This is a genomic window from Celeribacter baekdonensis, from assembly GCF_900102315.1.
Lineage (GTDB): Bacteria > Pseudomonadota > Alphaproteobacteria > Rhodobacterales > Rhodobacteraceae > Celeribacter > Celeribacter baekdonensis.
Genome location: NZ_FNBL01000016.1, coordinates 1 through 22665, shown reverse-complemented (window position 1 = coordinate 22665; position 22665 = coordinate 1). Strand labels below are relative to the sequence as shown.

Sequence of the window (22665 nt, the reverse complement as noted above, 5' to 3'; positions counted from 1 at the left end):
TGAAGTGCCGACGATGAACGGGTTCCGCCCCGAATCCACACTTGGCAAGCGGATCAGCGTCCTCGTTGTCTCGGCCTATCTGACGGTCTGGGCCCCGGTGGAGCTGTTCACGCTGATTTGCGGGGTCATGCTGAAACACGGGCGTGGTGCCCATGGTCTCTGATCTTGGCATGATCTGGCCGGGTGCGGCGACGTCAGCAAAATCGAAGGCATGCTTCTTGATCGCTATTTCGAACAGGTTTCAAGGCTTTTTAGCCCAGACCAAGTCATTTTCTTTGAGGATGGCGCTATCTGTGTTCAGCCTGGGAGACTGGTCGATATTCACAACATTGACTTTCAGGAAAACATACCATATTTTCTGACAAGGAGATGAGCCATGATTATGTCGAAGATCAAACAACGCATCATCGGAAAGGGTCGAGGCGCCATCTTTGCGCCCTCGGACTTTCTGGATATCGGGACGCGCGCGAGTGTGGATCAGGCGTTGTCGCGCCTTGCCGATCAGGGCATGATCCGGCGCTTGACCCGTGGGCTCTACGATTATCCCAAGAAAAGCCCGCGCTTCGGCTATCTGTCGCCGTCTGCGGATGACATCGCGAAGGCGGTGGCGCGCAAGGACAACCAGGTGCTGCAACCCTCCCCTGCTATGGCGGCCAATCAGTTGGGGCTGTCTACTCAGGTGCCGTCCAAGCCGATCTATATGACCGATGGCCCGACCCGGACAAAAACAGTTGGTCGGCAGGTGATCCAGTTTCGCAAGGCGTCCTCAAAGACGCTCGTTGGCGCGGGCCAAAGGACCGGTGCCGTGTTTCAGGCGCTGCGTTATATTGGTAAGGACCGGATTGATGATCAGGTGATCGGGCAGCTGGCCCGTGCGCTGAATGACAAGGATCGGGTGCTGCTTTCCAAACAAAGCAAACATGTGCCTGCCTGGATGCACCCGGTTGTGCAGCAAATCGTGGCGCACGCCTGAGTATGGATCAGTTTGCCAACGACACCCCCGAACAACGAGACGAGGCCTTTCAAGAAGCCGCGGCACAGCTTGGAATGTCCAAGGCGATCGTTGAGAAAGACTTCTGGGTTTGTTGGTCCCTGAAGCATCTTTTCGCTCTGCCCGCCTTTGGCGAGCATATGATTTTCAAGGGAGGGACATCCCTCTCCAAAGCCTACAATATGATCCACCGCTTCTCAGAAGACGTGGACTTGTCCCTTGATCGCGCTCAGTTGGGGTTCGAAGGGGATCGCGATCCGGAAAACCCCGATCTGACCGGAGGAAAGCGAAAGTCCTTGCTCCAAGAACTCCAGGAGACGGCAGAGGCTGAAGTCTCTGGGCCGCTCTTGGCTGCGATTGATGCAGCTTTCGGTGCCAGCCTGGATCAAGACTTCTCTTTGACCGTTGATCCGAACGACGCCCAAACTCTTCTCTTTGCCTATCCGTCTTTGACGGAGACCTCCGATGGCTATGTCAAACCGATCGTGCGTTTCGAGTTCGGAGCGCGTGGGGTTCACTTGCCGGCCGAGGTTCGCGAGATTTCGCCATATGTTCATCAAGCCTTTCCTGGTCTTCTGGGATCAGCCGGGGTGGATGTGAACGTGTTGGGCGTCGAGCGGACCTTCTGGGAAAAGGCCACGATCCTGCATATGCTCTACCATCAGGATCCTGCCAAACCTCTCGCCGACCGAATGTCACGCCACTACTACGATATGGCCCAGCTCATCGGTCATGAGGCCAAGGCCCGCGCACTCGGTCGCTTGGATCTTTTGGAGCAGGTGGCTCATCACAAGTCTGTCTTCTTTAAAGCCGCCTGGGCAAACTACGATGCGGCACGCCCCGGAACGCTGAGATTGATGCCCAATGAGGCTCTCACCGCTGCTCTGCGCCGGGATTATTCCGGGATGCAGGAGATGATCATCGGGGATGGGCCGCGTTTTGATGACATCCTAGACTCGATCAAAGCCTTCGAGGTTGAAATCAATAGATGACCTATCGGTCACAATTTTTGTGCGGTCCAATTGGATTGGCGCCTTGACGATATTAGGGATATCCGGCACATTTCACTCGGCCTCTAGTGCATGCCAGTGTGCCCGTCACGCAAAGCTACGCAGCACTTCATTCTTAAATGAACAACCCAGACCAATTTCGGGATCTGGTTAGTAGCGGGCACCTAGTCGGATCCCTATTTTGGGACCTGAACAATGACGACAAAAACGAAAATCGATCACCTGAAACTCTTGGCAAAGCGCTACGCACATGCCACGCGCGCAAATCAACATGAAGCGCTCGATGCGGTTGCCTCTGAGCTGGGCTTTCCACATTGGAAGGCGCTCACGGTCAAGGCCAAGCAAGGTTGGATGCCGAGCGAGGAGGAGCTTGCCAAGGCCGAGACCTTTGTTCGTGAATTCTTCCCTTCACTCGGAGGCGAGCCAAAATTCATTGAGCAAAGCATGTCGCATCCCGTCGACGAACCAATCAAAGCAGGTGCGATTGACGGGCATGCCTACCAACTATTCGAATCCTTCGGTGACATTCGCATGGAAGGCAATGGGTGGCGCATCCTCATTGGAGAGGCGGATTTCTCGCAGCCTAGGGTCGAGATCGAAACCACACACAAAGAGACGAGTCCTGCCAATGATAGCGGCTTCGTTGAGAAGGCGCTTGCTATTGCGGAAGCCCAAGCTGTGAAAACCCGTGCAGCCATTGCGTCCGATTGGCCTCGGCGTTCGACCAAGCCAAACGCCAAAGGCGAAGTCGTCCACCCGCTTCACGGTGACCGGGCAGCGGAATGGTTTTGTCTTCACTGCGATGGCAAAATATCGGGCACCCAGATCGCTGAAAACCTTTGGCATTGTCCGAGTTGCGGTGCCTCTCCTTTGGATATCTTCACATCGCCGTGGTGGTTGGAAGGCGGCGATGGGGAACCCAAAGTTGTTGAATGTACCAATGATCGGAAGCGTCCAGAACCCAAAATCCAAGTGGTGGATTCCAGGCCAACTCTGAGGCTGGATGAGGAGAGTATTTCCTTGCTTCTACGGATCGCGCTTCTTGAAGATGCCACCAACCCGGGAGAGCGGCTCGGTGCTTTGTTGGCTGAGATCAATGTCGATGATGATAACGATGCTTGGATTACCTTCGACGAAGACCTGTGGCCTGATGACAAGGACCCGGATGCGGCCATTGCGGTTGCCGACAAACTTGGCATCGAACTCGAGCTTGAGATAACCTGTATGACGTTTCCGTTCGCTTGGCCGGGTTTGGGACATGTTACTACCAGCACCAGCGAGTATCTTGGGCATCTTTTGGACGCATACGCAGAACATGGGGTCATTGTTCGTGGCAATGACCTTGAGTGATTGAACGTGGTTTGGCTCCACCGGCTTGGTCGGTGGAGCCTTCTTTGAGGATTCGTGGAACTTGCCAAATGAACTGGTTTGTACGTCAGCGCCCTGTGCTGACCAGGCTCTTGGCTGCGCTCGGAACCGCTAAGAGGCATTTCCGCCCATTCTGGAGACGATCCTTCGTGCATGTTAGAGCTGAGACCGCGGGCGAAACCGCGATCGCTTGAAGCAGCGGTCAGCCGGGTCTCCGCTCCGCCCTAACCCGGCTGGCAGGTTTCCAATCCTGAATACCATCTGCCATCCGGCCGGCGCCCCGAACAGGGGCTCTGGTGTCGCGTGCCGCGTCAGCCTCCGCGTATAAATCCGGTTCCTCCCGCGCGCGGCTCCTTCCCGATTTCACCGCTCTGGCCCCCTGTGTCGTTTCGCCGTCCGGCCGAAGGACGGGCTATCGCCGTCCCCTGCTCTGCCCAGCCGAGAAGCACGAGGGCTTCCCCCGAGCGCGGTCTGCCTGCGGGCCTGTCTGGCACATACTCTGTGCCGAATGAGCGGTAGCGACCATTGTGCTCGTTCCAGCAAGAGCCAGAGGAAGGGAAGCCCGGGTGCCGGGCTTGAAAGGATAGAGAGAGCCTCTTCCGGGTCCGGCGTGACAAGGATTCTGATCATGGCCAAGACCGCAACTCGCCCGAAACCCACCACCTCAAAGAAGACCGAATCCGTCGGATCGGCCGCGCCTGACGGCACCGCCGAAATCCGGATGATCCCGCTCGACCAGCTGGAGCCTAGCCCGCTCAACGTCCGCAAGGTGGCCGCAAGCGCCATCGATGACGCAGAACTCCTCGCCAGCATCCGCGAGACCGGCATCAAGCAGAACCTGGTGGTTCATGCGCTGTCTGAGACACGTTTTGCGGTTGATGCCGGCGGTCGCCGCCTCAAGGCGCTGAAGCAACTCGCCGATGACGGTGTGATCCCCGCCGATCTTCCCGTGCCCTGCCTCATCGAGGATGAGCGCAACGCCATTCTCACCTCTGCCACGGAAAATCTCCAGCGTGCTGCGATGCACCCGGCCGACCAATTCGAGGCCTTCGAGAAGATGATCGGTGAGGGCCGCAGCGAGGACGAGATTGCGCTGAAATTCGGCGTCTCCGTCGACCTCGTGCGCCGCCGCCTCAAACTCGCCCGTGTCGCACCCGAAATCATCGAGCAGTTTCGTGATGGCGATCTGACCCTCGAATGCGTGATGGCCTTCACGCTGACGGATGACCATGATCGCCAACTGGCAGTCTGGAACGCGGTGAAGGGCGGCTATCACATCCATCCTCAAAGCATCAAACGCCAGCTCACCGAGACCGCGCATTCGGCGAACTCAGCCCTCGGGCGTTTTGTCGGCATCGAGGCCTATGAGGCAGCGGGCGGTGTTCTGCTGCGCGACCTCTTCGACGACCGTGCCAGCGCCCATATGGAAAACCCCGAGCTCCTCGAGCGCCTCGCCATCGAGAAACTGCAGGCTGCGGCCAAACCCTTCGAGGCAGTGTGGAAATGGGTCGAGGTGCATCTCTCGGTGGACTACGGCGCGTTTCGCAGTTTCGGGCGGGTTTATCCGCAAGACATTGAACCCGATCCGGACCTGTTTGCCGAGGAGGAACGCCTCATCGTGCGCGAGGAAGAACTGGCGGCGCAGAATGGCGGCGAGGACTGGACCGACGCTGAAACCGAAGAATATTACGCCATCGAGCCGCGTCTGCGCGAGATCGAGACTCTGCAGCGCGAACGGCAACCTTACGCAGACGAAGATCGCGCCATCGCCGGTGTCGTTCTGACCATCGGCCATGACGGAGCGCTGCGGGTCGAGAAAGGCCTGGTGCGGCCCGAGGATATTCCTGCGGCACCCGAGCCTGACGAGACCACCGCAGATGTGGATGGCGCCCCCTCCCCTGCCCGGCCACACGTGACGCCGCCGACCTCTTCGACGCCGGCACCGACCTCCGACCCGGCCGCGACGTTGCGCAAGGCGGACGGGATTTCGGCAAGCCTCGCCGACGATCTGCGCGCGACGCGTCAGCATATCCTTCGGGCGCATCTGGCGGCGGATTTCGAGGTGGCGTTCGATGCGATGCTCTACGCGCTCTGCGAGCAGGCTTTGGGGCGGTCTTACAACAACGAGGCGCTCGACATCTCGATCCGGGCCTTCCAGGCGCAGAACTGCGAGGTGTTGCATGAGGATACGGTCGCTCAGAAGATGCTTGAGGCGCTGGAGCAGGACCTCGCCACGGACTGGATGAAGCTGGAGAAACCCGAGGACTTCCAGGCCATGTCGGCGCTGCCCATTGCCGACAAGCAGGCGCTATTCGCCTGGGCGGCGGGTCTGGCGGTCAAGCCGCAGCTCTCCTCCGACAATCGCCCCTCCCCGATCATCGAGGAGATCGGCGCGCGGCTCGACGTCGATGTGGCGGCCTGCTGGCGCCCGACCGCGGAAAACTACTGGGGTCGGGTCAACAAGGGGCATGCTGTGGCCACGGCGCGCAAGCTGATCGGCGAGGATTACGCCGAAGATCGAAATCGCGAGCGTAAGGGTGATCTCGCCGCGGCCGTGGAGCGGGCCTTTGCGGAAACGGCCGGTCAGACGGAAGGGTTCGACGCCGCCACGGTCGCAAGGACGACGCGTTGGCTGCCCGACGGGATGGTGTTTGCCGGTGCGTTGGAGGCCGACACCAAAATGATTGGCGATGCGCCCGATGCCGAGAAGGGCGACGTGCCCGCCGCAGACGCTCTGGTCGAGGCAGAGAGCGATGAACCATCGTCCTTGCCCGCCTTCCTCAGCGGGGATGCGACCTGACGAAGCGAACAACGATCTGATTACCACATGAGCCTTGGGCCGTCCTCACCTTGAGGGCGGCCCTTTCCGCCTGACGGGTTGCCTACAGCCGATATCGGATCGGCTGGCCTGTCCCGGAGACACCCCATGACCGCCACACTCGATCTCGATTCCGTTCAGGAAGCCGTACTGATCGCCGCGCAAAACGATGCGTTTCGCCACTCCATCCTCGGCAATCCTCCCGTCGCCGATGCCCCGCAGGGCCAGTTCGTGATGACACGCGGCGTCGCGGCGCTTGGGCTCGACGCGCAACTGGAATTGACCCTCCGTGTCGCCGTCTTCGAGGGGTTCAATGCCGACATTGATCCGCAGGGCTGGCACGAGATGGGCGTCATCGACCTCGATGGTACAACCGTCTGGTTCAAGGTCGATTTGTACGACGTCGACTACCAATATGGCTCGCCCGAGCCTTCTGACCCTTTGCAAACGCGCCGGGTCCTGACCCTGCTTCTGCCGTCGGAATACTGACGACTCCGTTTCACCGACATCGCCACGGATCGCCCTTGCACAAAGGGCGGTCCTTTCGGGCTGGCGGGTTCCAAGGGGCGCGATGATCGCGTTCGGCCTGCTGCAGGAGACCAGAGATGGCCAAGACACTCGACTACCAGATCACCCTCTATCCGGCGCATCGTGACGGCGCCTTCGTTGTCACCCAGTTCCAGATGCTGGGGAGCTACCCCGAAAAGCGTATCCAGGCCGCTGGCATGGATGACCTGATCGAAAAGGTAACGCAGTTCGCGATGGAGCATGGCGAGAGTTGCAGCGCTTCGGTGCGCTGCCTCGCCCCGCGCAAACCACCGGGTTTCAAGCGCGCGACGGAGAACCTCTATTTCAACCTGGTTGACCGGACCGCTGAAAACCGCGGCGATGCTGCGGCCTGAGGCCCCCTTCGGAAACCTTTGGGGCGGCCTTGTGCAACGGTCGCCCTCCCCTTCCCTCAGTTCCAAAGGACCAAAGACATGACACAAGTGAGTGATTTCTACGCGCAGATGCTCGACTCCCAGAGACGTGCTGCCGAACATCGGGTTGAGACCCGCGCGGCACTTCTTATCGAACTGCGCGCCCTCGGCATAATGAACATCGAGGTGCAATACGAAGGCTACGGCGATTCCGGCAATGTTGAGGATGTCGTCGTGGCCCCTGACACGGTCACCCTGACGGACGAGTTGCGGCGCCGGGTCGAAGACTTCGGTTGGGATTTTGCCTATGCGCTGAGCCCAGGCTTCGAGAACAACGAGGGCGGCTACGGCGAACTGACCTGGTCGCTCGAGGCGGACAAGATCGATGTCAGCCACTCGAACCGCTATATCGAGTCTGAGACCACCGAACACGAGGGGCTCTGACATGGCACATCCCCTCCATCACGCCGAAAGCTCGGCCCGAAAGTTCGGCGGCGTTCCAGATGATTACCAGCATGTGCATGACTGGTTTGACTCGTCCAAAGAGCACCTCGCGATCTTTACGCATCGTGCACATCGGCACCACACGCTCGGGATCTTCGAAGCTGAGCGATTGTTTGGACACTTCCTGACCAACAGCGCGGGCCGGGTCGTCCCGATCCGTTGGATCGTCGAGCAGCATGTGCGCGAAGACTGCCAGGGGCGCATCCCGTCGCTGGCTGACTGGCTCGGACGCATACAACCCGAACCGTGGATGGCCAATGGCCGGATCGACAACGATCCGACGCAGATCGGCAGCGATCCGCGCGCAGTTTGGGTCGCGGCGGTTTCCAATCACCAGACCATTCTCGGTTTCGAAGATTGGTTGCTGAAGGTCTCGGTCGAGCACGTCCAGCATCGGGAGAACCGCGCCGCCGCCTGAGCCATGGGGGCAGTGAAGCCATTGCCCCTCGGAAAACCCCCTGATCGACCCGCTTGAGCCACTACCGGCCGGGCGGGTCGAATGCGTTTCAAGAAAGGACATCAATATGCACAACCCCGTCTACGAGGAGACCTACCAAGGCCACACCATCAAGATCTACCACGACCCGGACGCAGAAAGCCCACGGGAGTGGTGCAACCTCGGAACACTGATCTGCTGGCACCGCAGATACCGGCTTGGCGACAGCCACCCCTTCGACAGCCCCGAGGCGTTCCTGCGCGATCTCGCCGGTGTTTCGGAGCAGAGCGACCTCTCAATGGACCAGCTGCTTGAGCGCGCCGAGCGCAAGGCGGTCATTCTGCCAGTGTTCCTCTATGACCATTCCGGCCTCGCGATGAACACCATCGGCTTCCACTGCCCGTGGGATTCCGGTCAGGTCGGCTATGTCTATGTGACGCTCGAGGCGGTCCGGACGGAGTTCGGCGCAAAACGCGTAACCAAGGCTCTGCGCGCAAAAGCTGAAGGCATCCTGCGCGGCGAAATTGTCAGCTACGACGCCTATCTCGGCGGGCGAGTCTATGGCTATGTCATCGAGTGGGACGGCGAGGAGGTCGACGCCTGCTGGGGGTTTGTCGGCGACTATGAGCTGGACTGTCTGCTCGAGTCGCGCCGGGCGGTGCCAGCACCGTTACCGAGTCAAACACGCGAGTCCGCTGCCGCTCAAGCGCGGGCTCACCCTTAGGAACCGGCACAGGTGGCATACGCTCCCTTTCTTGCGGCAATCCCAATCGGCCTCGCATTGCTGCAATGCAGAAATATCATGGCCTGCCTATTGTGCGGCTGCAGCATAGCCACTATCTTGAAGTTGTGATCGGTTCTCTCCTCCTCCCTGAACCGATCCGGAATAATCGGCGGCATCCACCTCCTCCCGGATGCCGCCTTTCTCTTTTTCAAAGCTCTTCCTGAAGGTTGTCCGGGTGCCTACTGCCGCCAATCGGTCGACGACGGACCTGTTTCGGATGCGCAGGCCGCCAACCGCCCAAAACTTAGGCGAGCTGGTACTGCGCCAAGCTGACAAGGACTTCTGCGACAGCGCCCACAGACCCATCCCCAGTTTTTGGGGATAAGTTTCCGCTATCTGAACGGAGATCAGCAATCCCATGAAAGAGCGAGAGACAGGGCGGGAGGGGTGACCCCTCCCGGGTGAGAGAGTGCGCGCGGGGCTTGGGGCCAACCCTCAACCCCGGAGATTGCCGATGAACGCTCACCCCCATTCTGTCCCGCTTGTGCCTGAGCCTGAGGCCCCTGCCCGCCCGGAAGCCTCGTGCTTCGCCCACAACCTGATCCAGACTGCGAGAACCCTCGTCCCTGTGTTCGAGGCGGGCAGGTCCATCGACGCCGCCGCCCTTCGCGCCGCCATGGAAGGTGCCTTCGGCGCCAGCGACACCAGCGGTGCTTGGGTCTGGAAGGACGCCTATGAGGCCGCCGAGGTTGCGCAGATCCTGATGCTTTCGCGCTACGGCGCATTGATGCAGCGCCAGGCCGCCTCACCACAGGCTTTCCTCACCATGATCGAGCGCCTCGCCGCTCTGGCCCCGTCTCACACGCGGCGCTCCGAAGACAGCGTCCGTCTGCAACAATTCTCAACGCCTTTGCCGCTCGCGGCCACTGTGGCGAAGGCGGCGGGGTTTCAGGACGGCGACCTGGTACTTGAACCGTCAGCTGGCACCGGCATGCTCGCGATTTTCGCCCGGATTGCGGACGCTCGCCTGGCGCTGAATGAGCTTGCCGAGACCCGCCGCGCCCTGCTGGGACTTCTGTTCCCCGGTGCAGTCGTCTCGGATCACGACGCCGCGGCGATCGACGACCGGCTGGATCGGTCCATCACGCCCTCGGTCATCGTGATGAACCCGCCCTTCTCCGCGGCGAAGCATGTCGCGGGTCGGTTCCGGCAGGCCACCAGCCAGCATGTCCTGTCCGCCTTGGCGCGCCTCGCGCCGGGTGGGCGCCTTGTTGTCATCACTGGCGAAAGCTTCCGCCCCTCCATGAAATCCTTCCAGTCGACGTTTCAACGGATCGGCCAGCGCGCCGATGTGGTGTTTTCTGCTGCCATCGACGGCAAGGTCTTCGCTCGGCATGGCACCACCATCGACACGCGGCTGACGGTGATCGACAAGCGCCCGACTGGCGCCGGAGAAACTGCACCTACCGAGAGCGAGACCGCCTATCATCCGATCTGCGCGACAACGGGTGAACTTCTAAACGCGGTGCTGACCCACTGCCCGGAGCGCCGCAGCCCTCCGCCCTGCCCAACCAGTTCAGCCCTGTCGATTCCGTCCCGCCCGACGCGAAAGAACCTACATGCCCTGCGCAATGCCGCCCTCAAGGAAACCCGTGCCCTCGCCGAGGAACGGGCCAAGCATCCGTTCGACGACATCGAGACGGCCCCGCTCGACTACCTGGCGAAAGCCTGGAGCGAACTAGACGGTGCGCTGCAAGACACGGTTTACGAGGCCTATGACCTTCAGGCGATCCGGATCGACGGCGCGGCGGAACATCCGACAGCACTTGTCCAATCCGCCGCCATGGCCTCGGTGCCGCCGCCCGTGCCGAGCTACCGCCCGCTCCTGCCGAAGAGCCTCGTCCAGGACGGTCTCCTCTCTGCGCCGCAGCTCGAAAGTGTCATCTACGCAGGCAATGCCCATGAGACGCACTTGAAGGGCTGGTTCAAGCGCGGCGAAATCGAAGGCCAGCTGATGGCCGCGGCCGAGGGCGACGAAGGTGCCTTTCGCCTGCGCAAAGGCTGGTTCCTGGGCGATGGCACGGGTTGTGGCAAGGGACGGCAGGTCGCGGGTATCATCCTCGACAATTGGCTGAAGGGGTGTCGCCGGGCAGTCTGGGTGTCAAAAAGCGATAAGCTCATCGAGGATGCGCGCCGCGACTGGGTGGCGCTCGGCGGGCGCGAAAGCGATATCATGCCGCTCTCGAAATTCCGCCAAGGGAGCGACATCAGGCTTCCCGAAGGCATCCTTTTCGTCACCTATGCCACGCTGCGCTCTGCGACACGCGAGGGCAAAGCCTCTCGCCTCGACCAGGTGACGTCCTGGCTTGGCGAGGGGTTCGACGGGGTCATCGCTTTTGATGAAAGCCACGCCATGGCGAACGCCGCCGGCGAAAAGTCCGACCGCGGCGACAGACGCGCCTCCCAGCAAGGCCTCGCTGGTCTTGCATTGCAGAACGCGGTTCCGGATGCACGCGTCCTTTACGTCTCGGCCACTGGTGCGACGGTTGTCGGCAATCTGGCCTATGCCTCCCGCCTCGGGCTCTGGGGCACCGGGGATTTCCCCTTTGTGACGCGGGCAGAGTTCGTCGCCGCGATGGAAGCCGGGGGTATCGCCGCCATGGAGATTATCTCGCGCGACCTGAAGGCGCTCGGGCTTTATCTGGCGCGGTCCCTCTCTTACGCCGGGGTCGAATACGAGATGCTGGTGCATGAGCTGACGCCTGCCCAAGTCGCGATCTACGACAGCTACGCCGATGCCTATCAGATCATTCACAACAACCTCGAGGCGGCGCTTCAGGCCTCGGGCATATCCTCCGAGACCGGCACGCTGAACGCCCAGGCTAAATCCGCCGCGCGTTCAGCCTTCGAGAGCAACAAACAGCGCTTCTTCAACCATCTCATCACCGCTATGAAGTGCCCCTCCCTGATCCGTTCGATCGAGGCGGATCTGGCTGCGGGTCATTCGGCGGTGATCCAGGTGGTGTCGACCAGCGAGGCAGTGATGGAGCGCCGCCTCGAAGACATCCCGCCCTCCGAGTGGGATGATCTGCAGGTCGATTTTACGCCGCGCGAGAACATCATGGACTACCTGTTGCACAGCTTCCCGACGCAGCTTTTTGAGCCCTATACGGACGAGAATGGCGATCTGCGCTCGCGTTCTGCCCTCGATGGCGACGGCAATCCGATTATCTGCCGTGAGGCGGAGCGGCGGCGGGACGCTCTTGTCGAACATCTGGGTGCCCTCGCTCCGGTGCAGGGCGCGCTCGACCAGATCCTCTGGCATTTCGGCGGGGAGGCGGTCGCCGAGGTCACGGGGCGCAAGCGGCGCATCGTGAAAACGCGGCAAGGACGGCTCAAGGTCGAGAACCGCCCCGCCTCCTCCAATCTGGGCGAAACCCAGGCCTTCATGGATGATGCCAAGCGCATCCTGATCTTCTCCGATGCCGGTGGCACCGGGCGCAGCTACCATGCCGATCTCGGGGCCAAGAACCAGCGCCATCGGGTGCATTACCTTCTGGAGCCCGGCTGGAAGGCCGACAATGCGATCCAGGGGCTCGGGCGCACCAATCGTACCAACCAGGCGCAGCCGCCGCTGTTCCGGCCGGTGGCGACCAATGTGAAAGGCGAGAAGCGGTTTCTTTCCACCATCGCCCGCCGTCTCGACACGCTCGGGGCCATCACCAAGGGGCAACGCGAGACCGGCGGGCAGAACATGTTCCGCGCAGAGGACAACCTCGAGAGTCCCTACGCGCGCGCGGCGCTGCGGCAGTTCTTCTACAAGCTGCGGGCGGGCAAGATCGACGCCTGCTCCTACGCGAAGTTTCAGGAGATGACCGGGCTGACGCTCGATGAGGCGGATGGTACGATGAAAGAAAACCTGCCGCCGATCCAGCAGTTCCTGAACCGCTGCCTGGCCCTCCGCATCGACATGCAGGATGCAATCTTTGAGGCCTTCGGCGGGTTTCTTTCGGCTATCATCGAAGATGCGCGCCAGGCAGGCACGCTGGACGTCGGGCTTGAGACCCTGCGCGCCGAGAAGTTCGAGATCGTCGACCGCAAGGTCATCTTCGAGCATGAGGCGACGGGCGCAACGGCAACCGCGCTGACCGTGGAGCGCACCGATCGCAACGATCCGCTCACCCTGCCCCGGGTTAGAGCGATCTGCGCCGATACGAAGGGTGCGACGCTCTGCTGGAACACCTCCTCCAAACGCGCGGCCCTGATGGTGAAGGCGCCGGCCTTCATGGATGAGGATGGCGTGCCGATCCTGCGGGTGAAGCTTCTGCGGCCCTTGGCGACCGAGATCCTCGCACTTTCCGAATTCTCGAAATCGCACTGGGAAGAGATTAATGATGCGATGTTCGAACAGCTCTGGCGGGCCGAGGTCGACGCGGTGCCGGAGTTCACCACGTCGAAGATCACACTGATCTGCGGCCTTCTCCTGCCAATCTGGGACCGGCTGCCCGCCGACAACATGCGCATCTATCGCCTGCAGACCGAGGACGGGGAGCGCGCCATCGGTCGCTTGGTCAGCCAGGAGCAGCTTCTCAATGTCTATGCGCGGCTCGGGCTCGATTGTCAGATCGAGATGACGCCGCAGGAGGTGTTCGGCGCGGTGATGGAGGCGCGAACGACCCTGAGCCTCCTTGGCGGCTACCAGCTGCGCCGGTCGCTGGTCATGGGTCAGCCTAGGCTCGAGCTGATCGGTGCGTCGGGTGCAGCCCTGCCCGGTCTGAAGGTCATGGGCTGCTTCACCGAAGTGATCCAATGGAAGACGCGGATGTTCATCCCGGTGGACGGCATTGACGTTCTTGCACGGGTTCTTGCCGCACATCCGGTTGGCGCAAGCGCATCGGAGGCCGCCGCATGAACGCGCGGCGCAGTATCGCAGACCTCTCGGCCGATCTGGCAGACCGTGCCGAGAGTTTCTGCCGACAGTATTTCCCCGAGGGGCGTAAGCAGGGCAACTATTGGCAGGTCGGCGATACCTCTGGCGCAAAGGGCCAGAGTCTCGCGATCCGGCTGCAAGCGCAGGGTGGTCGTAAAGCTGGGTCCTGGCAAGATTTCGCGACGGGTGAATATGGCGATCTGATCGACCTGCTGAAGGAACGGCTTGGATCGGTCACGCTGAAGGAAACGCTGAGGGAGGCCCGGTCCTTCCTCGGTGAGGCCCCCTGCCCTGCCGCTCTGCGTGACACCCGAAAGGCTGAGCGTCCGGATGCTTCCACGAACAAACGTATCGCGCGGGCGCGCAAACTCTTTGCCGCCGGCAAGCCGGTGCTTGGCACCTTGGCCGCCACCTATCTGCAAGGTCGCGGGATCACACGGCTCGGTCCTGCCCTCCGCTATCACCCACGGGTCTTTCTGCGGCAGGGCGAGGACGACGCCGATCCGCCGCAAAGGGCCCCTGCCCTGCTGGCGAAGATCACCGACAATCGTGGTCAGGTCACCGGATGTGCGCGCACCTATCTCGACCCGTCTACCGGCGGGTTGGCCGCGATCGAGAGCCCAAAACGGATCCTTGGGCAGCTTCATGGCCATGCCATCCGCTTCTGGTCCGGCTCACCTCGCAGCGATCTCATCGTCGGCGAAGGTCTCGAGAACACCCTCTCGATCGGCACCGCTCTCCCGGAGTTCGATCTCGCCTCCTGTCTCACCGCCACCCATCTCGGCCTCTTCATCCCGCCGCCGGGCATCCAGCGCATCTGGATCGCGCGGGACAATGACGAGGCTGGACGTAACGCATCCATAAGATTGCGTAACCAGCTGGAATTGATTGGAATTGCCTTTGGTGATCTCGTGCCAAACATGGGCGATTTCAACGACGATTTGCGGGCTTTTGGCAAAGATCCGCTGCGCCGGTCCTTGTTGAAGGCCATGAAAGCGCAAGGTCTGGAGATCGAGGACGGGTGAGCGCCAGCCTCCTCTCGTGATAACTGAAGGGGCAAAGGTTCCGCGGGCTCGATCTGATCCCGTTTGGATAAGGGGAGCGATGGACCGGCGGGTCGGAGCAGAGTGCTCCTCGCCCGGGCAGCAATGCGCCCCGCACCAAAAAATCCCCCTGAGCCTTCGGCTCATTCCTCGCGGGAACAATTTTCCGGCCCGCGGCGCATTCTCCGCTGCGCTTCGATCCTGACGGATGCGGCCCGGTCGCCGCCGGTCCTGTTATCGCCCCATCCAAATCGGGTCAGATCAAACAGAGGAACCAGACAATGCCCCATCAGACAGACATCCCCGAGGAGACCGGCGTAACCTCCGCCATCCTCGACCACCTCGCACTTCATGGCGCAACACCGGGACCTGGCGAGACCGATCACCGCCCCCTGCCCCAGCCTGACGAGGTTGATCTCGCCATGGCGACACTTTTTGAGACCACCACCGGCCTTCTCACTGGCAGCCAGTTGGAAGACAATCTCGAAGAGATGCTCTGGTCCCTCACCTCGATCTTCCATCGCCGGCTGGCCCATATCCAGAAGCTCCTCGACGACAATGAATCCGAGGTCCGGGAAAGTCTGGCCATCCAGGACGGCTCCGAGGTCGCCTCGGTCGAGCTGGAACGACTCCAGATGATCGGGCTCAAACTCTGGGACCATCGCGACGCTTTCGAACAGATGCGCGATTTGGCCGTGGACCATTTCTCGGCCGCCACCGGTTCTCCCTGGCTGCCCCGCACTGGATCACGCGTCTCTCATCGCGGCCTCACCTCCGCCGTGGTGGACAGCCGGGCCTATCTATCGGCCAAGCGCCGCAAGGAGACCGAGGTGCACTGCCCCGAAGGCACGCGGATCGCGTTCTCGGGCGGGGACTATCACGCCTACGATCTGATCTGGTCCGTCCTCGATGCCACCCATCAGAAATACCCCGACATGGTGCTCATGCATGGTGGCACTCCAAAAGGTGCCGAGATGATCGCCGCCCGCTGGGCAGATACGCGCGGTGTTACCCAGGTGGTCTTCAAACCCGACTGGAAGAGCCACGGCAAGGCGGCCCCCTTCAAGCGCAACGACAAGATGCTCGAGACCATGCCGCAGGGCCTGATCGCAACACCGGGCTCCGGGATCACCGAGAACATCGTCGACAAGGCCCGCAAGCTCGGGATCCGCATCAAGAGGATCGGGGCTTAGGCCCCGGTTCGTTTTCGGCTTAGTTCGACGAGGCTGCCATTGGAGCTATTTTCTTGAAAGGGGAGCAATGCAGTACGAAGTGAGATTTCGCTGTGGATGCGCCAATGGCCGCTTCGACGTTTCTGCATGCGGCACAAACGGTTGTTTTCGCCACTGACAGAAGCGTAGTTTTTGCAAATGAAGTTTATAGACTTCCTGAAATGCGACCGTTTCGCATTGTCAGTCCGAGCTCGTTGCCGCTAAGCGAAACAGAGACCGGCCCATGTCGATCGTACGCGTGAATGCTGCAAGTCCACGGCCCTCCGAGGTCCTCACTGATCGATCTGAAGCCATATCCATCCTCCGGCTGTGTTGGTTGGAAATCTCCATCTTCAAGCGCAATGAGAAATTTGATGTAGTAGGTGCTGTTTGGCTCAAAGATTAGCTCGACTTGCTCGCCTGCGGCTACACCTGTCGCCGTTGAAGCTCGGAATGACAGAGAGTTTCCGCCTTCCAACTTCGGCTCGCATGCCAACCTGTCTCCGATGAAACCAAGTTCACCACCTGTGTTTGTAACGGTCATTCGAAATCTATCTGCATCAATCAACTGACCGCCGATCAAAAAGTTTGCCCGATTGGGGTCGAGTGCCTGCAGAACATTGTTTGCGTTGATGCCTAAAACGGATACCAGCGCCACAAGTAGTCCCAATACTGGCGTCGAAATAGAGAAGTGCCGCCGCCAGTCGTTGAAGTGATTGCACTGCTTACAGAAAACATAGCCTTTCTGCATCGGCGAGCCACAAAATCGACAGCAAGTTTCTTCTACTTCATCGTTCACTGGTCGATCTCCTCGCGGCTGGTGTAGCTGAAATGTCGCAAAATCGACAGTATGTCTCCCACGCGATAGCTTTGCGGACAGTAGCCTACCGCCACTTTCTTAGGAAAGGCCTGTCGACTGCACTGGGCTAATATGTCGGTTTCACACTAGATCGCCAACCGTCGGCATCTCGTTCGGCTGTTCACCCACCTTCCTTCGTGGCCACCGCACTTCTCCCTTTGTCTGAGTTGCATGACATGCTGGTCGCAGCTGTCGTCCCGTCCACAAAGGTTGTCGCCGATCTTTTTCCCCTGACCCTGCGGGCCATTCCTCGCGGATCAAAAAGACCGGCGCCGACTACTACACGCTGACCATCCGCGACCACGGCTTCAACGCGAACCTCGGCAAGGCCGCCAACCAGGACGATCTGTCCCTGCAGGCCGTCATCCCTTGGGGGCCAAAAGACGCGGCGTGACGAAAAGAATCGGCCGGGGCAACCCGGCCGATTCTCATTTTTTCGCTTGCCACTGATACGGTCGACTTACGCGTTGAAAAGCTTTCGCGCCGCTCACTAAACGAAGTAAATGAAGTTAGATCTGAGTGGTATTCAACCTTGCAAAGTAAAAGCGGAGCATGAGTGCCTTCGTAACTGGGACCGGCATTGACGATCTGGGTAGGCAGCCATTTGACAGCCGTGCAGAGCGAAAAAATACAAATATAACAGTTAGATATGACTACGTTGGCACGGAACCACGGTCTCATCTCGCGTGGCTAAGAACCCCGTTGAATCTATATGTTGGGCTGCGATCTAGGGTTGTCGCCATGGTTTGTTGTGGCCTCTAGACTCGCTGGCGACTGAGGTGAGGCCGAACAGCCGAGCAATAAACGTTGTTAAGACTCGATTTTCCGTGTAGATGACACTTTAAAGAGCGAATTCGCTGAAAAAGCGATATTTAGAGGGCGGGCAGATGCGAGAAAGGTCTTTTGAGGCTGATACGAAGGATCAACCCTTCGACGAGATCATCCTCCAGCAGGGGGAGCTGATATCTGATCGCCTCAACATGTTGCGGCAAGAACAGTATCCTCCGGACGCTCAAAAAGGTCTACGTCAGTTTTCCCTAGCAGAGGTCGCCTACTACCTCGGTGTCACGCAGTCGACAATCAAGAAGCTCCACCTCGAAGGTAAGGGCCCCGATCCGGAAACTTCGTCGTCGGGGAGACGTAGCTATTCAGCTGAACAAATGCTCGAACTGAGAGCTTATCTCGACAAGCATGGCCGCCCCGGTAAACGCCGTTATGTCCCCTATCGGCAGCCTGGCGAAGAACTGCACGTCGTGTCTGTCGTGAACTTCAAAGGGGGTTCCGGAAAGACCACTACCGCCGCCCACCTCGCGCAGCACTTGGCGCTGAAGGGGCATCGAGTTCTTGCGATCGACTTGGACCCTCAAGCCTCGCTCACAGCTTTGCATGGCATTCAGCCTGAACTCGACGACGTGCCTTCGCTCTACGAAACACTTCGGTATGATGACGAGCGCAAGCCGATCTCAGAGGTGATCCGGCCAACAAACTTTCCCAACCTAGATATCGTTCCGGCAAGTCTCGAGCTTCAAGAATACGAATACGATACCCCGGTTGCTTTGACGAGCAGCGATCCCCATGAGGGCCGCACCTTCTTCACTCGTATATCGAAGGCGCTTAGCGAGGTTGATGACCGTTATGACGTGGTTGTGATCGATTGCCCTCCTCAGCTGGGCTACCTCACGCTCACTGCTCTCACGGCTTCTTCCTCAGTCATTGTGACGGTCCATCCTCAGATGCTGGACGTCATGTCGATGAGCCAGTTTCTCCTGATGCTGGGCGGGATCATGAAGACGATCCGTGACGCTGGAGCGAACATGCGCCTGAAGTGGTTCCGATACCTCGTAACGCGATTTGAACCAACGGACGGTCCCCAAAAGCAGATGGTTGGGTTCCTCCAGGCGATGTTCCCAAATCAGATGCTGTCGGCTCCTGTGCTGAAGTCTACGGCGATCTCCGACGCCGGGATCACCAAGCAGACGCTTTACGAAGTTGAACGGTCTCAGTTCGTGCGGACTACTTACGACCGCGCAGTGACATCTTTGAATGACGTGAACGACGAAATCGCCGAACTGATCCACAAGGCTTGGGGGCGTGAATGACTAAGGTTTTGACAGCCGTGCAGAGAGCCAGTTTTGACAGCCGTGCAACTGTCGAAATGCGCGCTGCGCGTCGGTTGGATTCGGGCGAAAGGGAGATGGCTTGATGGCTCGCAAAGACCTCCTAAAGAGCGTTATGGCCGGCTCGCCGGAGCAGCCCAAGGATTCCGGTCGCTCTGGATACGCAATGCGCGGTGCTTCGAAATCGATGAAGGTTTCGATTGATAGCCTTGCGGAGAACTCGAAGCGTCTCCTTGAAGGCGAAACCATTGTCGAGATCGATCCGCAATTGATCGATGTGTCATTCGTTTCGGATCGGCTTAGTGATGACGATGTTGCTTTCGACGAACTGAAAGCATCGATCGCTGCAGGTCGCCAGGACACGCCGGTATTGCTTAGACCGCATCCGGAAGCGGATGGCCGCTATATGATCGTCTTCGGGCATCGCCGTGTGCGAGTTGCTTCGGCGCTAGGCCGTAAGGTTCGCGCAGTTGTAAAACCAATGGACGATGTGGCTCACATTCTTGCTCAAGGGCAGGAAAACACTGCGCGCGCAGATCTCTCTTTTATTGAGAAGGCCCTATTTGCGAAGAGCCTCTTGGATATGGGGCAAGCAAAGGACGTGATCCAGTCCGCCCTTACCATCGATGGGACGTTGCTTTCACGGATGCTGTCAGTGGCGCAGAACGTCCCTCGGCACGTCATCGAACAGATCGGGCCAGCCAAGCAGATTGGGCGTGATCGCTGGGAAGACTTCAAGAAGTTGGCTTCGGAACCATCGAATGACAAGATCCTCAAGGAAGCTTTGGAGTTCGACGGGTTTCAGAACCTCGACAGTGATGCTCGCTTTGAGTTCCTGCACAGCAAGCTGGCAGAAGCGGGCAGGGCGCCGAAGCGCCGAAAAACGCGTGCCATGCCCAAGAAACGAACCTGGACTGCCGGCAAAGGCCGCATCAAGGGAGTCGTCGGTCGTTCCGGAAAGGCATTCAGCATTTCGCTTACGGCACAAGATTCAACCGAGTTCGGGGACTTTCTCTCGGGTCGGCTTGATCAGCTGTACAGCGAATTCCTCGCGACGAAAGAGGAGCAGTCAGAACAATGATCTAGGCAAAAGAAAAGCCCCCAAGCAGCGTGGCCTGAGAGCTAATCTGAAAAGTTTGGTCGCTTAGAGGATATCTCTCCCGCGAATCACTGTCAACAAGAACGCCACTTTGGCGAACGGCTTTCTTTTGCCTCCACATAACTGGAGGTGAGAAACAGGCATGAAACATACAGGTTGGCGCAAGCCGACACCGGGTCTTGGCATTGCAGAGCAGCTTGCCCAAGCCGGTGAACGAGTAGCTGTACCCAAAACGCGGGCGTTCGTCGCCGTGAAGCGGGTCGGTGCATATATTGGCCTCAAGGCCGGAGACATGATGCTCCTCGACACGCTCGGGGCCTTCACCCAGGCCCAGGACTGGGAGGAGGGGCAACGCCCGATCGTTTGGGCGTCGAACGCCTACTTGATGGAACAGACGGGTTTCTCGCTTTCTGCGCTGAAACGCCATGCCCGACGCCTGGCAGAGATCGGCGTGATCTCCTTCCAGGACAGCCCCAACGGCAAGCGTTGGGGCCGCAGGGACGCCGATGGACGCATCATCGAGGCCTACGGCTTCGATCTGTCGCCGCTGTCGGCACGCGTCGAGGAGTTCGAGGAGCTCCATGCCGAGTTGCAGGCCGAACGCGAGCTCTGCCAGCGCCTGAAGCGTCAGATCACGGTGGCACGCCGGATGATCCGCGCGCGGATCGACGCGGCCGTCAGCAGCGCGCTGCGTGGGCCCTGGACGCAGTTCACAAGCCTTTTCAAGGAGCTTCTGGACCGGCTGCCGCGCCGCCATGAAGCTTCTGAGCAGCTTGCTCGGCTCTTGACGTGGTTCAAAGAGCTTCAGGAGCGTGTCGAGGCTGCCTATCTCAAGGCAACCGAGGCCGCCCAACCTGTAGAAAACACGTCGGAAACCAAGGAGCAAGTTCTCAAGAAGCCTCAAAAAACGAACCCCAGGGAGGTCATTTCTGACCCTCATATACTAATTACAAACCAACTTAATCCTGTAACTAGTAATTCCTCAGAACATGAGGAAGTCGCGGCCGTGGTGCCCAATGCTCAGCTGGAAGAGTGGGTTGCCGAGGTGCGCAAGAAGCGTGCGGCGCTGGATCTGCCCACTGTGATGCAGGCCTGTCCTGAATTTGCGTCCTGGGCGCGCAATATGGGCGGATTCCTGAAGGACTGGGGCGATCTGCATCGGGTTGCCGGGCAGCTCAGGCCGATGATCGGAGTGTCCGAGCATGCCTGGAACGTAGCGCAGGAACGGCTCGGCAAACAGGTGGCGACAGCGGCGCTGGCGCTTGTTTTCGAGAAGCATTGCGCGGGCGAGGTTTCTTCACCGGGCGGCTATCTGCGGGGTATGGTCGAAAAAGCCGGGGCAGGGGAGCTGCACCTCGAGCGCAGCTTCTATGGCAGGCTCAGTGGGCAAGCGGCGTGACGGCGCTCGCGATCAGAGACCGGCGGCCTTGGTCAGGTTCACTCGGAACCGATCACGGTGGCGCTGGTAGCGACGAGTCATCTCGGCCGAGGCGTGCCCCAGATGCTTCTGGACGTAGCGCTCGTCGACTTCAGCCGAACTGGCGAGGCCTGCGCGCAGACTGTGCCCGGAGAATAGCGCCTGGCGTTCCTTTTCTGGCAGCTCGGAACGGATGCCGGCATCTAGGACGGTGCGTTTGATCAGCCGGGCCACATGCTTGTCGTTCAGCCGCGTTTCGGATGCCCGTTTGCCATCGCGCGAGGTGCCGACAAAGACTGGACCGAAGTCGATCTTCGCAAAGTGCAGCCATTGTTCCAGTGCATGTACGGGGCAGGTCTGATCTGTTGACCCGCGGCCAATCTCGACCTCACGCCAGCCAGTCTTGGCATTGAGGGTGAGCAGGGCGCCTTTGTCGAAGGTCTCGATCCAGCCGCCCGAGTCCGGCGTGTCGTCCTTGTGAACGTCGAGGCTGACGATCTCGGACCGGCGCAGCCCGCCAGCATAGCCGATGAGTAGAATCGCCCGATCCCGCAGCCCGCGCAGGTCGTAGGGCAGGGTGGCGATCATGGCGAGAATGTCCTCGGCCAGGATCGCTTCCTTCTGCACCGGTGGACGCGCGTGCTTGCGCTTGATCCCGGCCAGCACTGTCGCGATGTGACGGTTCTTGCGCTCGAGGGTGAAGCCGCGTTGCGCATAGTTCCACGCAAGGCCTGAGAGGCGGCGGTCGATGGTGCTGACTGATAGGGGTCGGGACGCCGACTGCGAAGGGGAGGGGCCTGACCCAGCGGCCAGATCCGCGAGGTAAAGCCCGATCATCTCGGGAGACGGCGGTAGAGGCTCGATGCCTTTCATCCGGCACCAGCGCGTGAAATGCGCCCAATCCTTCGCGTAGGCTGTCAACGTGTTGTCGGACGCTGCAGCGCGGGCATAGTCGCGGGCGGTGTCGACCAGGCGATCAAGGCTGCCGGACCCCGCGACATGGGAGGGCAGCGCGATGCTGTCGCTTTTCTCTTGATCGCTGTCGCCGTTCTGAGCGATACTAAACGCACCAGAGTTTGATGACGTCGACCTTTCGTCCTCTGTGGGCATTTTCCAGAAAATCTGTCGGTCTGCCGGAATTCTTGAGACTGCGTTCCATGTGTTTTCAATAGCTTGCCTGTGTCGCATTTCTGAAACCGATTCAAGGTATGTGAGACT

19 protein-coding genes are annotated in these 22665 nt (G+C 60.0%); 16 read left to right on the top strand and 3 right to left on the bottom strand.

Features of this window, described 5'->3' with window-relative positions:
• Positions 1 to 4: 4 nt before the first annotated feature.
• The 10 genes from BLT54_RS22665 (at position 5) to BLT54_RS18910 (ending at position 8771) form a co-directional block, all read left to right on the top strand.
• On the top strand, positions 5 to 163 hold the full coding sequence (locus BLT54_RS22665; protein ID WP_193217598.1) for a hypothetical protein: 159 nt from the start codon (positions 5 to 7) through the stop codon (positions 161 to 163).
• A 213-nt stretch (positions 164 to 376) separates the two neighbouring features.
• On the top strand, positions 377 to 973 hold the full coding sequence (locus BLT54_RS18950) for a DUF6088 family protein (RefSeq protein ID WP_176832920.1): 597 nt from the start codon (positions 377 to 379) through the stop codon (positions 971 to 973).
• 2 nt (positions 974 to 975) lie between these two features.
• Positions 976 to 1983 carry a nucleotidyl transferase AbiEii/AbiGii toxin family protein gene (locus tag BLT54_RS18945; RefSeq protein WP_074646837.1) on the top strand — a complete coding sequence of 336 codons (1008 nt, stop codon included), beginning with the start codon at positions 976 to 978 and terminating at the stop codon, positions 1981 to 1983.
• Positions 1984 to 2196: 213 nt separating this feature from the next.
• Complete coding sequence (locus BLT54_RS18940; RefSeq protein ID WP_074646833.1) at positions 2197 to 3351, top strand: P-loop NTPase family protein; 1155 nt, start codon at positions 2197 to 2199, stop codon at positions 3349 to 3351.
• 646 nt (positions 3352 to 3997) lie between these two features.
• Complete coding sequence (locus BLT54_RS18935; RefSeq protein WP_074646831.1) at positions 3998 to 6169, top strand: ParB/RepB/Spo0J family partition protein; 2172 nt, start codon at positions 3998 to 4000, stop codon at positions 6167 to 6169.
• A 126-nt stretch (positions 6170 to 6295) separates the two neighbouring features.
• On the top strand, positions 6296 to 6676 hold the full coding sequence (locus BLT54_RS18930) for a DUF3768 domain-containing protein (protein ID WP_074646828.1): 381 nt from the start codon (positions 6296 to 6298) through the stop codon (positions 6674 to 6676).
• 116 nt (positions 6677 to 6792) lie between these two features.
• The gene (locus BLT54_RS18925) at positions 6793 to 7089 is read left to right on the top strand and encodes a hypothetical protein (RefSeq protein WP_074646825.1); all 297 of its coding nucleotides are present in this window, start codon (positions 6793 to 6795) and stop codon (positions 7087 to 7089) included.
• Positions 7090 to 7167: 78 nt separating this feature from the next.
• Positions 7168 to 7551 carry a DUF6878 family protein gene (locus BLT54_RS18920; RefSeq protein WP_074646822.1) on the top strand — a complete coding sequence of 128 codons (384 nt, stop codon included), beginning with the start codon at positions 7168 to 7170 and terminating at the stop codon, positions 7549 to 7551.
• Between the two features lies 1 nt (position 7552).
• On the top strand, positions 7553 to 8029 hold the full coding sequence (locus BLT54_RS18915) for a DUF6915 family protein (RefSeq protein WP_074646820.1): 477 nt from the start codon (positions 7553 to 7555) through the stop codon (positions 8027 to 8029).
• A 106-nt stretch (positions 8030 to 8135) separates the two neighbouring features.
• Positions 8136 to 8771 (top strand): hypothetical protein, encoded by a 636-nt coding sequence (locus BLT54_RS18910; protein WP_074646818.1) that lies wholly within the window; start codon positions 8136 to 8138, stop codon positions 8769 to 8771.
• Positions 8772 to 8858: 87 nt separating this feature from the next.
• On the opposite strand, the gene BLT54_RS22335 is transcribed toward BLT54_RS18910, so the two are convergent.
• Entirely contained in the window at positions 8859 to 9191 is a 333-nt protein-coding gene (locus BLT54_RS22335; RefSeq protein ID WP_143026888.1) for a hypothetical protein, read from the bottom strand.
• A 94-nt stretch (positions 9192 to 9285) separates the two neighbouring features.
• On the opposite strand from BLT54_RS22335, the gene BLT54_RS18900 reads away from it, so the two are divergent.
• From BLT54_RS18900 to BLT54_RS18890, 3 genes are all read left to right on the top strand, one after another.
• On the top strand, positions 9286 to 13683 hold the full coding sequence (locus BLT54_RS18900; RefSeq protein ID WP_074646816.1) for a strawberry notch-like NTP hydrolase domain-containing protein: 4398 nt from the start codon (positions 9286 to 9288) through the stop codon (positions 13681 to 13683).
• Positions 13680 to 14726, top strand: a complete 1047-nt coding sequence (locus tag BLT54_RS18895; RefSeq protein WP_074646815.1) for a DUF7146 domain-containing protein — start codon at positions 13680 to 13682, stop codon at positions 14724 to 14726. Before BLT54_RS18900 ends, BLT54_RS18895 begins: the two co-directional genes overlap by 4 nt.
• Positions 14727 to 15025: 299 nt before the next feature.
• Complete coding sequence (locus BLT54_RS18890; protein WP_074646813.1) at positions 15026 to 15937, top strand: DUF2493 domain-containing protein; 912 nt, start codon at positions 15026 to 15028, stop codon at positions 15935 to 15937.
• A gap of 184 nt (positions 15938 to 16121) precedes the next feature.
• Here BLT54_RS18890 and BLT54_RS18885 read toward each other — a convergent pair whose 3' ends face one another.
• Complete coding sequence (locus BLT54_RS18885; RefSeq protein ID WP_143026887.1) at positions 16122 to 16754, bottom strand: hypothetical protein; 633 nt, start codon at positions 16752 to 16754, stop codon at positions 16122 to 16124.
• 947 nt (positions 16755 to 17701) lie between these two features.
• On the opposite strand from BLT54_RS18885, the gene repA reads away from it, so the two are divergent.
• From repA to repC, 3 genes are all read left to right on the top strand, one after another.
• Positions 17702 to 18913 carry a plasmid partitioning protein RepA gene (gene repA / locus BLT54_RS18880; RefSeq protein ID WP_074646809.1) on the top strand — a complete coding sequence of 404 codons (1212 nt, stop codon included), beginning with the start codon at positions 17702 to 17704 and terminating at the stop codon, positions 18911 to 18913.
• 103 nt (positions 18914 to 19016) lie between these two features.
• Positions 19017 to 20012, top strand: a complete 996-nt coding sequence (repB, locus tag BLT54_RS18875; RefSeq protein WP_074646807.1) for a plasmid partitioning protein RepB — start codon at positions 19017 to 19019, stop codon at positions 20010 to 20012.
• A gap of 160 nt (positions 20013 to 20172) precedes the next feature.
• Positions 20173 to 21429, top strand: a complete 1257-nt coding sequence (gene repC, locus BLT54_RS18870; RefSeq protein WP_074646805.1) for a plasmid replication protein RepC — start codon at positions 20173 to 20175, stop codon at positions 21427 to 21429.
• Positions 21430 to 21441: 12 nt separating this feature from the next.
• Here the strand turns inward: repC and BLT54_RS18865 are convergent, their stop codons facing one another.
• Positions 21442 to 22557, bottom strand: a complete 1116-nt coding sequence (locus BLT54_RS18865; protein WP_074646803.1) for a tyrosine-type recombinase/integrase — start codon at positions 22555 to 22557, stop codon at positions 21442 to 21444.
• Between the last annotated feature and the right edge of the window lie 108 nt (positions 22558 to 22665).

Coding starts and splice junctions, on each gene's coding strand:
- repB (WP_074646807.1), top strand. CDS start 19,017: ATGGCTCGCAAAGACCTCCTAAAGAGCGTTATGGCCGGCTCGCCGGAG.
- BLT54_RS18915 (WP_074646820.1), top strand. CDS start 7,553: ATGGCACATCCCCTCCATCACGCCGAAAGCTCGGCCCGAAAGTTCGGC.
- repA (WP_074646809.1), top strand. CDS start 17,702: ATGCGAGAAAGGTCTTTTGAGGCTGATACGAAGGATCAACCCTTCGAC.
- repC (WP_074646805.1), top strand. CDS start 20,173: ATGAAACATACAGGTTGGCGCAAGCCGACACCGGGTCTTGGCATTGCA.
- BLT54_RS18930 (WP_074646828.1), top strand. CDS start 6,296: ATGACCGCCACACTCGATCTCGATTCCGTTCAGGAAGCCGTACTGATC.
- BLT54_RS18950 (WP_176832920.1), top strand. CDS start 377: ATGATTATGTCGAAGATCAAACAACGCATCATCGGAAAGGGTCGAGGC.
- BLT54_RS22335 (WP_143026888.1), bottom strand. CDS start 9,191: ATGGGATTGCTGATCTCCGTTCAGATAGCGGAAACTTATCCCCAAAAA.
- BLT54_RS18895 (WP_074646815.1), top strand. CDS start 13,680: ATGAACGCGCGGCGCAGTATCGCAGACCTCTCGGCCGATCTGGCAGAC.
- BLT54_RS18865 (WP_074646803.1), bottom strand. CDS start 22,557: ATGCCCACAGAGGACGAAAGGTCGACGTCATCAAACTCTGGTGCGTTT.
- BLT54_RS18910 (WP_074646818.1), top strand. CDS start 8,136: ATGCACAACCCCGTCTACGAGGAGACCTACCAAGGCCACACCATCAAG.
- BLT54_RS18945 (WP_074646837.1), top strand. CDS start 976: ATGGATCAGTTTGCCAACGACACCCCCGAACAACGAGACGAGGCCTTT.
- BLT54_RS18925 (WP_074646825.1), top strand. CDS start 6,793: ATGGCCAAGACACTCGACTACCAGATCACCCTCTATCCGGCGCATCGT.
- BLT54_RS18890 (WP_074646813.1), top strand. CDS start 15,026: ATGCCCCATCAGACAGACATCCCCGAGGAGACCGGCGTAACCTCCGCC.
- BLT54_RS18920 (WP_074646822.1), top strand. CDS start 7,168: ATGACACAAGTGAGTGATTTCTACGCGCAGATGCTCGACTCCCAGAGA.
- BLT54_RS18940 (WP_074646833.1), top strand. CDS start 2,197: ATGACGACAAAAACGAAAATCGATCACCTGAAACTCTTGGCAAAGCGC.
- BLT54_RS18935 (WP_074646831.1), top strand. CDS start 3,998: ATGGCCAAGACCGCAACTCGCCCGAAACCCACCACCTCAAAGAAGACC.
- BLT54_RS18900 (WP_074646816.1), top strand. CDS start 9,286: ATGAACGCTCACCCCCATTCTGTCCCGCTTGTGCCTGAGCCTGAGGCC.